The organism is Ruegeria sp. BHSA123 (genome assembly GCF_059613425.1).
On sequence record NZ_JBXWSL010000082.1, the window covers coordinates 1 to 9,942 of the forward strand.

At 53.9% G+C, this 9,942-nt stretch carries 9 protein-coding genes; 7 read left to right on the forward strand and 2 right to left on the reverse strand.

The genetic code is table 11. The annotated features are described in order from the left end of the window. Positions 1-223 precede the first annotated feature (223 nt). Entirely contained in the window at positions 224-2,116 is a 1,893-nt protein-coding gene (locus AC2FNC_RS18695) for an amidohydrolase (RefSeq protein ID WP_496716232.1), read from the forward strand. Between the two features lie 324 nt (positions 2,117-2,440). Further along, a complete protein-coding gene (locus tag AC2FNC_RS18700; protein ID WP_496716234.1) occupies positions 2,441-3,802 on the forward strand; it encodes an IS1182 family transposase in 1,362 nt (453 codons plus the stop codon). Between the two features lie 96 nt (positions 3,803-3,898). On the opposite strand, the gene AC2FNC_RS18705 is transcribed toward AC2FNC_RS18700, so the two are convergent. Further along, on the reverse strand, positions 3,899-4,666 hold the full coding sequence (locus tag AC2FNC_RS18705; protein WP_348540160.1) for a helix-turn-helix transcriptional regulator: 768 nt from the start codon (positions 4,664-4,666) through the stop codon (positions 3,899-3,901). A gap of 153 nt (positions 4,667-4,819) precedes the next feature. On the opposite strand from AC2FNC_RS18705, the gene AC2FNC_RS18710 reads away from it, so the two are divergent. Genes AC2FNC_RS18710 through AC2FNC_RS18730 form a run of 5 tightly spaced genes read left to right on the forward strand, consistent with a single transcriptional unit; the run spans position 4,820 to position 9,614 of the window. Further along, the gene (locus AC2FNC_RS18710) at positions 4,820-5,920 is read left to right on the forward strand and encodes an ABC transporter ATP-binding protein (protein WP_480607189.1); all 1,101 of its coding nucleotides are present in this window, start codon (positions 4,820-4,822) and stop codon (positions 5,918-5,920) included. A gap of 34 nt (positions 5,921-5,954) precedes the next feature. Further along, entirely contained in the window at positions 5,955-7,118 is a 1,164-nt protein-coding gene (locus AC2FNC_RS18715) for an ABC transporter substrate-binding protein (RefSeq protein ID WP_480521116.1), read from the forward strand. 38 nt (positions 7,119-7,156) lie between these two features. Then, the gene (locus tag AC2FNC_RS18720; RefSeq protein WP_480521118.1) at positions 7,157-8,008 is read left to right on the forward strand and encodes an ABC transporter permease; all 852 of its coding nucleotides are present in this window, start codon (positions 7,157-7,159) and stop codon (positions 8,006-8,008) included. A 7-nt stretch (positions 8,009-8,015) separates the two neighbouring features. Next, complete coding sequence (locus AC2FNC_RS18725; RefSeq protein ID WP_480521120.1) at positions 8,016-8,837, forward strand: ABC transporter permease; 822 nt, start codon at positions 8,016-8,018, stop codon at positions 8,835-8,837. Between the two features lie 18 nt (positions 8,838-8,855). Continuing rightward, positions 8,856-9,614: an SDR family NAD(P)-dependent oxidoreductase gene (locus AC2FNC_RS18730; protein WP_496716236.1), complete on the forward strand. Its 759-nt coding sequence runs from the start codon at positions 8,856-8,858 to the stop codon at positions 9,612-9,614. A gap of 153 nt (positions 9,615-9,767) precedes the next feature. Here the strand turns inward: AC2FNC_RS18730 and AC2FNC_RS18735 are convergent. Beyond that, positions 9,768-9,942, reverse strand: a 175-nt coding sequence (locus tag AC2FNC_RS18735) for a tyrosine-type recombinase/integrase (protein WP_496716237.1), incomplete at its 5' end; no start/stop codon positions are given.

Below are 9,942 nucleotides of genomic sequence, written 5' to 3' on the forward strand. Positions count from 1 at the left end.
AGACGTCTTTACCGAGATCCAATCCTATCGTCGTGACTTCCATGGTGGGGCTCCTTTCCTTGCAGAAGATGTCTTCTGCAGTTTGCCGCAAAGCGCGACGGTTGGCTGCAGACGCCATCCACCCCATCCGCAGAGCGGTTGTTTGGGGAAAATCGATCGATGTCCGAATTGCGGACATCTGCGTATTTTGTGTTAGTAAGTGCATTAGGGAGAGGCATCCACCATGGGAAACAACTCCAGACGGGCGTTTATAAGGTCCTTCCTGACGAGCACGACGATCCTCGTTGCTCCGAGTACATTGTTCGGGCAAGAAGGCACGCTGACCGATCTTGGCGGAGCGATACTCGATCTTGATGAAGTCACGATTTTTACGGCTCGCGAGATCGTCACACTTGATCCCGACCTTCCAAGCGCCGAAGCCGTTGCTGTTGTAAACAGTCGGATTTTGGCGACCGGCACTAGAGAGCAAGTCCAAGAGGCGATTGGTGAACAGCCCTTCACCGTTGATGACACATTCGCCGACCTTATCATCGTTCCCGGCTTTATCGCCCAGCATGATCACCCAGTTTTGGGCGGCTTGAGCCTTTCGTCCGTCATTCTTTCGATAGAGGACTGGGACTTGCCACAGGGTTTATCGCGCGCCGTTGTGGACAAGGATGACTTTCTGGCACGGTTGTCCGAAGCTGTTAATGGTCAGCAAGACCCGGACACCCCTGTCATGACATGGGGATACCACGCGGCATTTTATGGTCCACTGACACGGTCGGACCTTGACCAGATCAGCAGCGAACGCCCTATCTTTGTGTGGGCCCGCTCATGCCACGAATTCATTCTGAATTCTGCTGCAATGGAGGCCGCGGGCGTTACCGAAGAGGTCATGGACGCCTGGTCCGACTCAGAAAAGATGCAATCCAGCTTTGAGCATGGACACTTCTGGGAACAGGGTTTGTTTGCAGTTCTGCCTTTGATTGCACCATACGTGGCAACCCCTGAAAAGTTTCGCGCTGGTTTGGAGACCATGCGCGATTACATGCATGCGAAGGGCGTGACCTACGGCAACGAGCCAGGCGGCATTCTGGCACGCCCGGTTCAGGATGCGGTGAACGCTGTATTCTCCGCACCCTCAATGCCGTTCCGGTGGAGCTTCATTCCAGATGGAAGAAGCCTGATCGCCAAATATGACAATGCTGAAGATGTGATCGAACAGACAGAAGCACTTGTCGACTGGTATGGTGGCAAGACCAGTATGTCCAAAGGCAGCGTCAAGCTTTTTGCGGACGGTGCGATATATTCCCTTGCCATTCAACTGAGGGACGATCCGCTTGGCGATTACCATGGCGAGTGGATGATGGACCTGTCGGCCTTTGAGCGTGCATTTCAAACCTATTGGGACGCGGGCTACCAAGTTCATATTCACGTCAACGGTGACGCCGGGTTGGACCGTGTATTAAACGCCTTAGAGCGGAACTTGCGCAGAAACCCTCGTTTCGATCATAGAACGGTGATCGTGCACTTTGCTGTGAGTGCGCCCGATCAGGTCATGCGTATCAAACGTCTGGGCGCGATTGTTTCCGCAAATCCCTACTACGTGACGGCACTTGCGGATCAATACAGTAAAACCGGTCTTGGTCCTGAACGCGCCAATGAAATGGTCCGTCTTGGTGATCTGGATCGAGCGGGTATTTCCTGGTCACTGCATTCCGATATGCCGATGGCGCCCGGTGATCCATTGTTCCTAATGTGGTGTGCGGTGAACCGCGTGACGAGTTCCGGTCGGGTAGCAGGACAGGATCAGACGGTCCCGGTCGAAGAGGCCTTACGTGGAGTGACAATCAACGCCGCCTATTCTCATCGTCTTGAACGGGACCTTGGCAGTATCGAACCTGGCAAGCGAGCGAACTTCACTATTTTGGGTGACAACCCATTGACTGTGGATCCCATGGCAATCAAGGACATTCAGGTTTGGGGAACAGTATTGGAAGGTGATAAGTTTCCAGTGGGCTACAAGGCAGAACAGGAAGATGCACGTTTGCGTCTAAATGATCCGGACAGCCAAAGAGAGTTCGCAGTAAACACTCTCAATCACGCGCTTTCGGTTGTTCACGCTCATCTTTAGGCACGTTCGCTCTGGGAGCGGAATGAACCGAAATCTCGCGCACTTGAGCTTGAGGCGAGAGCGCTCGGGATAGCCTGTTTCTGCAAGCTTTTGATGTGGAATTTTTGGCGCAATCGCCGTCGTAATCTTTATGCAAAAGTGAATGTCGACTTCGTCCGCGCAGCAGAAATTCACTAAATTTTCCCTAACCGCAGCACGGAGCCCCCAGTGACCGATGCTGCACGATCAACCGACGGCGGCCATGCGGAGATACTGTTGAAAAACTCTGCTTGAGCGATGCTTTGGCTGCTGATTCAATTCTCTTGAGTTGCAGGAGAGTTGCTGATGATGGGACCGAGGCAAGTTGCGCAGGGTTCGCTGTTCTACGAGTTCAGTATTGAGGATCACGTTCCGACGGATCACCTTTTGCGCGCGATCGACCGGTTTGTAGACCTTGTTGACATGCGCCGACATCTCGCGCCGTTCTACAGTTCAACAGGCAGGCCCTCGGTTGATCCCGAGCTGATGATCCGAATGCTGATTGTGGGCTATGCCTTCGGTATCCGGTCAGAGCGGCGGCTGTGTGAAGAGGTGCATCTGAATCTGGCGTATCGCTGGTTCTGTCGCCTCGATCTGGCCGATCCGGTGCCCGATCATTCCACCTTTTCCAAGAACCGACATGGACGTTTCCGGGACAGCAACCTCTTCCGGCATCTGTTCGAGCAGGTGCTGGCGCGCTGCTTTGCCGAGGGACTGGTCGGCGGCGAGAGCTTTGGAGCAGATGCTTCGCTCATCAAGGCTGATGCCAGCCGCTATACGAAGGTGGACTTCTCGGAATGGTCTGCAGCAGATGCTGCAAACCGGGCGACGCAGGAATACCTTGATACGCTCGATGATGCGGCCTTCGGCGCTGCGACACCGGTAAAGCCGAAGGCGATCTCGCCCGCCGACCCGGCCGCGCGGTTGACCGGAGCCAATGGCGACAGGCCCTTCTTTGCCTACAGCACCAACTACCTGGTCGATCTGGACCATGCGATCATCGTCGATGTCGAAGCGACTGCGCCGATACGTCAGGCGGAAGTGGGTGCCGTGCGAGACATGCTGGTGAGAACCCAAGACCGTTTCGACCTGCACCCATGGCTGCTGGCCGCAGACACGGCCTATGGTGCGGCGGAGATGCTTGGCTGGCTTGTGAAAGAGCAAGGTATCGAACCCCACATCCCGGTCTTCGACAAGTCCGAGCGCAAGGACGGCGCGTTTCCTGCCACCGACTTCACCTACGATCCGGACACCGATGCTTACAAATGTCCCGGCGGGAAGGAGCTGAAGCCGTACTGGCGGAACATCTCAAAGGGGCGCCCGGCGTTCGGCAAGGATGGCTTCAAGAAATACTACGCCCGGAAACAGGAATGCGCGGCGTGTCCGCTGAAGCCCCGATGCACGCCCAACCAGGCGACCCGGAAAATCGCCCGATCCAGGCATGAAGACGCCCGCCAAAAAGCACGGGATATCGCGAAGACCGATGCCTATGTCGTCTCCAGCTACGCCAGAAAGAAGGTAGAGATGCTCTTCGCCCACCTCAAACGCATCATCGGCCTCGACCGCCTCCGCCTTAGAGGACCAAACGGCGCCAAGGATGAGTTCCACCTCGCAGCAACAGTCCAGAACCTCCGCAAACTTGCAAAGCTCAGACCAATCTCGGCGTGAAGAGCCGAGCAGGAAGACTTCAGCCGCTATTTCCGCCGCGCTTACACATCGACTTTTTCAACAGCATCCGGACAAAGTGGGTGTTCAAGGAACCTTTTAAAGTGCCTTTTCAATGAACTTTGAAAAAAGCTCACCCTGCGAGTTGATCCTAAGTTTCGCGTAAATGTTGCGTCTGTGGATGCGGACTGTGCCTGGAGAGATGCCGAGAATTGTGCCGACAGCTTCTGCCGAATGGCCCTTCAACGTGAACTCAACGACTTCTCTTTCTCGTGGCGTCAGAACGCCATCGCCAAATGCCTGGAAAGCAAGATCGACGCGACGACTAACGCCATTTGCTGCGGCGCCGCGGGTCATCGTTGGAAAGTCACTCCAATGTTTGCAACAGGCTGCCCGAACGAGCGGCCATAGAGCGTGCAAATGACGAATTTCCTTGGCTGAAAAAGGCTTCACTGATCGCATGAGCGAGACCACAACCATCCCAGTGCTTGGGATATCGATAAAGTAGCCAATCTCCTCTGCTAACCCAGTCCTTTTGTAATAGCTGCGATAGTATTCGCCCTGATAGAACCTGTCCGGTGCGATATCGCGCATGCGGTACAGACCCGGTGTTATCGGTTTTGTCGCGGCCAAAAAAAATGGATCAAGTACGTAGGGCCCCGCTTGGTAATCCTCAACAAAAATACGCCGTTTGCTTTTGGGAAAATCGTCGTGAAGGTCTATCGGTGCTTCGGTTCCGACATGGCCAAACACCACTGTAAAATCGAATGGTGCGACCTGCCGCAAGCCATCTGCCAAAGCACATGGAAATTCTGGGGTTCCGATCTTCTCCACGACCCTGCCGGCCTCTTCCATCCAATCGTACACACGCCGCTCCAGATTCTCGAAAAGAACCTCTATACTCTAATTGTGGTATATACAGTTATTCCGAGTTATTGTTACTTTTTTCTTGTTTGAGTGGTATGCCAGTAAATGCCAAAAAATCAAGCAAAAGGAAAACGGCAGTATATGAGCTTTGACATGAGCGTCACCATGCAGACGATTGCGGAACTCCGAGGAGTGACCAAGACCTTCGGGAATGTGGTCGCTGCCAAAGACCTGAATCTTTCCATTGGGAAAGGAGAGTTTCTGTCATTCTTGGGCCCATCTGGTTGCGGCAAAACCACAGCACTAAGAATGCTGGCAGGTTTCGAGAAACCAACCGAAGGTCAGGTGTTGCTCGATGGCGAAGTCGTCAACGACTTGGATGCGCACCATCGCCCAGTCAACATGGTGTTTCAGCACTACGCTCTTTTTCCTCACCTGAGCGTGTTCGACAACATCGCGTACGGCCTGCGCCAACAACGACCACGCATAGACAAGCAAACAATCGCGACAAAGGTTAAGCAGGCGCTGGAAACTGTCCGTCTTGGTGGGTTTGGCCCACGTCGCATCTGGGAGATGTCTGGTGGTCAGCAGCAACGCGTCGCTTTGGCGCGTGCGATCGTAAACGAGCCCAAGCTTTTGCTGCTCGATGAACCAATGGCTGCTCTGGATCGAAAGCTTCGAAAAGAAATGCAGTTTGAACTGCAGAACCTGCAACGACAACTGGGAATAACTTTTGTCCTCGTCACGCACGACCAAGAAGAAGCGCTTTCAATGTCCGACCGAATTTGCGTGATGGAAGGTGGCAGTATTGTGCAGGTAGGCAGCCCACGCGAACTCTATGACATGCCCCGCAGCCGTTACGTGGCTGGATTTGTAGGCACCTCGAATTTCTTTGATGCAACTGTAACTGACGCAGTAGCCGACCAAATCACTGTGCGTTTAGCGAGTGGCCAAAAGGTGCACGGAACTCCGGAGATTCCAATAGATGCAGGACAGGAAGTGTGCGTCAGTATCCGTCCTGAACAGATCACGCTGACCCGTGCGCTACCCACAGCTGAAATTGCTCTGCCAGTTACCATTAAAAATCGGATCTTCCTTGGGGAGCACACAGAATACCTTGCGCGCAACGAAGCACTGGGTGATTTCCACGTGCTTGTGCCAAGGCAAGCGGAATTGAACGAGGGGACGTTCAATGCAGGAGAGCAAGCCTTTGTCTCATGGGGCGAAGGCGCACTGCTGATCCTTGAAAAATAACAACTCCCGCAATCCAACAAAAGAGAGGTTCACGATGACCAATGATAACGGGACTATTTCCAAGCAAAAGTTCATGGAAGAGCTTCGCCGGTACCAAAAGGGTTCGGTCACCCGGCGACATTTTTTGGGCGTGACAGGTCTTGGGATGGCAACGGCCGTTCTGGGCACGGCCATGCCTGGGTTGCGTCCACGCCCGGCATTTGCTGCCGGAGACATTGGCGACCGAGTGATCCTCGCCACGTGGCCGAACTACCATGACGAGATGAACTTCGAAGCCTTCACGGAAGCCACCGGCGCCCATGTTCAGGTCAATGTTTTTGGCTCGAACGAAGAGATGTTGGCAAAGTTGCAGGCCGGAGGCTCTGGCTGGGACGTGTTCGTTCCAACCAATTACACGATCACTACGTATGTGGGTGAAGATCTGATCATCCCGCTCGATACGTCCAAACTGCCAAACTACGACGCAGGTTCATTCGAACAGCGCTTTTCCGATGCTGGTTCTGTCGATGGCCAGCTTTACGCGGTGCCGAAAAACTGGGGCACGACCGGCTTTGCAGTGAATACCAGCAAGCTTGATGGCGCTCCGACTCCAACCACATGGAAAGAGTTCTGGGACCTGACTATGGCGGGTTACTCAGGCCGGACAATGGTGCACGATTACCAACTCACCACTATCGGTAATGCCCTGAAGTATTTTGGCTATTCCTTCAACTCGGTCGATGAGAAGGAACTGGCCGATGCAGAGAAATTGTTGCTGGATGCTAAGCCGCATCTGTTTGCAATTTCGTCTGACTATCAGCCACCGATGCGCAACGGTGACGCTTGGATGACGATGTGCTGGACAGGTGACGGCAAGCAGATGAATGTCGACATGCCTGAAATCGCCTACGTTCTGGGAGCTGAGGGCGGTGAACTCTGGTCCGACTACTACGCTATTCCGAAGGGCGCGCCCCATTTGGATGCCGCCTATGCCTTGATCGACTTCCTGCTGAACCCGGAAGTTAATGCGAAAGAAGTCCTCGCTCATGGCTATCCATCGGCTGATGCTCGCACCAATGCGTTGCTGCCGAAGGAATTGCTGGAAGATCCGATCCTTTATCCGGCAGCTGACCTTCTGAATGCGCTCGAGTTTGGCGCGGCGGCTACGCTAACCGATCCAAACCGTGCCGAGTTGCTCGCCCGCTTCAAGTCGGCCTAAGCGGTAAGGCCGCCAATATCGGAAAAGACGAGGACAATATGACCGAACGAGGCAGAAAAGCACTGTTGCTGGCACCGGCAGGAGTTTGGCTTTTGGTAATGCTTGCCCTTCCTCTGCTGGTCGTCTTCGTCTTTTCCTTTGGCGAACGGGGTGCCGCCGGAGGCTATGTTCCAGCGTTCACTTTGGAACAATATGCCAACCTTCCTGCGCGATGGACGGCGTTTAAGAACACTTTGATCCTTGCACCTCTGGGGACTATCGCTGCGTTGGTAATTGCCTATCCGCTCGCCTACTTTCTTGCGGTGCGTTGTTCACCAAAGTGGAGAACTTCGCTGTTGATCCTGGTAATCGTGCCGTTCTGGACATCGATCCTGATCCGGTCATACGCATGGATTTTCATCCTTGGGGGGCGTGGCTTGCCCGCTTTACTGGAGTCGATCGGCATCGATGATATCCGCCTGATAAATACGCCCTTCGCTGTGCTTGTTGGGATTGTCTATGGGTATCTACCTTTGATGGTTTTCCCGATTTTTGTAAGCTTGGACAAACTGGATAAACGCCTTCTGGAAGCATCGGCTGATCTCGGCTCTACCCCATGGCGTACGTTCCGTCAGGTGACACTTCCTCTGTCGGTACCTGGTATCGCAACAGGCTGCATGCTGGTCTTCATCTTGCTGATGGGCGAGTTTCTGATCCCAGCGATCTTGGGCGGCGGAAAGGTCTTTTTCGTCGGAAATGCGCTGGTGGACCTGTTCCTGCAGTCTCGAAACTGGGCGTACGGATCGGCGGTCGCAATGACGCTGGTTGTCGTAATGCTTGTCACTGTCTCAATTTACATGAAATTCATCTCGCGCCTGGGTGGCCAGCGCGAAGATGTCTCGCTGATGTGAGGGTCCGATGCGCTTATACGCGATTTGCGTCTACCTTTTTCTCTATATTCCAATCGGCATCATCGCGCTTTTCAGCTTCAATGCCGGACGACACGCAAGCCAGTTCATGGGGTTCTCGACCCAATGGTATGGCAAAGCGCTCAACAACCCATTTGTTATGGACGCGCTCGAGACCAGTCTGCTTGCGGCATTCATAACTGCTTGCCTCGCCTCCACACTCGGAACCATGGCGGCCATCGCTTTACAAGGGGTTAAGGGATGGCTCCGAACTTTGTTCGATGCGATGATTTATATTGCGATAATGATACCAGGTATCGTCATCGGTATCGCGACACTCATTGCCCTAGTCACCGTATTCGGCTGGCTAAACCCGCTTCTTGCGAGCCTATGGCCCGATGGAGCAAATCCCCCGCAACTTTCCATGGGGATGCCCACGCTTGTCGCCGCACACACCATGTTCACAATGGCGCTGGTCATAATCATCGTACGTGCAAGGCTATCGGGTATGGACCGTGCCCTCATGGAAGCTTCGGCTGACCTCTTTGCGACGCCTTGGGGCACCTTTCGGCAGGTGACGCTGCCGTTGATAGCACCGGCAATTTTGGCAGGCTTTCTGCTCAGCTTCACTTTCTCATTTGATGATTTCATCATCGCGTTCTTCGTAGCTGGCTCAGAAACAACCCTGCCAATCTACATATTCTCATCCATCCGGCGCGGCGTAACTCCCGAGATCAATGCCATCGGCGCTATGGTTATGGGCGCGTCGCTCTTGTTGCTCGTTGCAGCGCAACTGCTTTTGCGCCGAGGCGCCTCAAAATCGAATAGTTAAATAAAGGAGCCAAGTGAAATGCGGCTTGCAGGTAAAGTCGCGCTCGTGACGGGCGCGGGATCAGGAATTGGTCGGGCAGGTTCAATGGCAATGGCACAAGAGGGTGCGCATGTTGTGGTAACGGATCGGGATGCAACACTTGCTGAAGCCACTGTGGCCGCGATCGTTGCGGAGGGGAATCAAGCATCTGCCATACAGCTTGATGTGACCGATGACGATGCCCTTACCAAAGCCATAGACGAAGCAGTAAAAAACTTCGGTCGGCTTGACGTGTTGCACTCTCATGCTGGGTTGCAGATCGAAGGAACGCTGGAAGAAGTGGAACCAGATGGAATGGATGCTTCTTGGGCATTGAATGTCCGCGCTCACTTCATTGCCGCGCGCGCAGCCGTCCCCCATATGAAATCACAAGGTGGAGGCAGCGTGATCGTCACTGCTTCCAATTCAGGGGTTCAATACGACCGGGGTATGATCGCCTATGCGACTACAAAGCACGCAGCTGTTGCGATGGTCCGGCAGATGGCAGCCGACTACGCTGTCCACGCAATCCGTTTCAATGCCCTTTGTCCAGGATTTGTAGACACCCCCTTCAATGCAGGCTTCGAAAAGCAGATGGGTGGTCGTGCCAGACTGCAAGGCTACATCGAGCAGGCGATCCCTATGAGTCGATGGGCGACAGTTGAAGAGATTGGCCATGGGATCGTCTATTTAGCTTCAGATGAATCCGCTTTTATGACGGGGCAAGCCTTGGTTATCGATGGCGGTGAATGCATTTAGTGATGGGTTAGACCGCTCAAGAGAATGTCTATAGCCGCACTTCATTTTTTGCGAAAACATTTCAGTCCGCTTTGGGCTCTGAAGGGAATGTGAACCGGAGATTCGAATGTCTGCTTGGGAGTGGCGAGCGGACGATCCCGCCCGCCTAAATCGTTAAAGATCGATACGTTCGGCAATACTAAGCGCGTCTTCAAGCTCGACGCCAAGGTAACGCACCGTACTGTCCACTTTGCTGTGACCGAGCAGAAGTTGAACGGCACGTAGGTTTCCGGTCTTTCTGTATATCAAAGCCGCTTTGGTGCGCCTAAGCGAATGCGTGCCGTAGCTG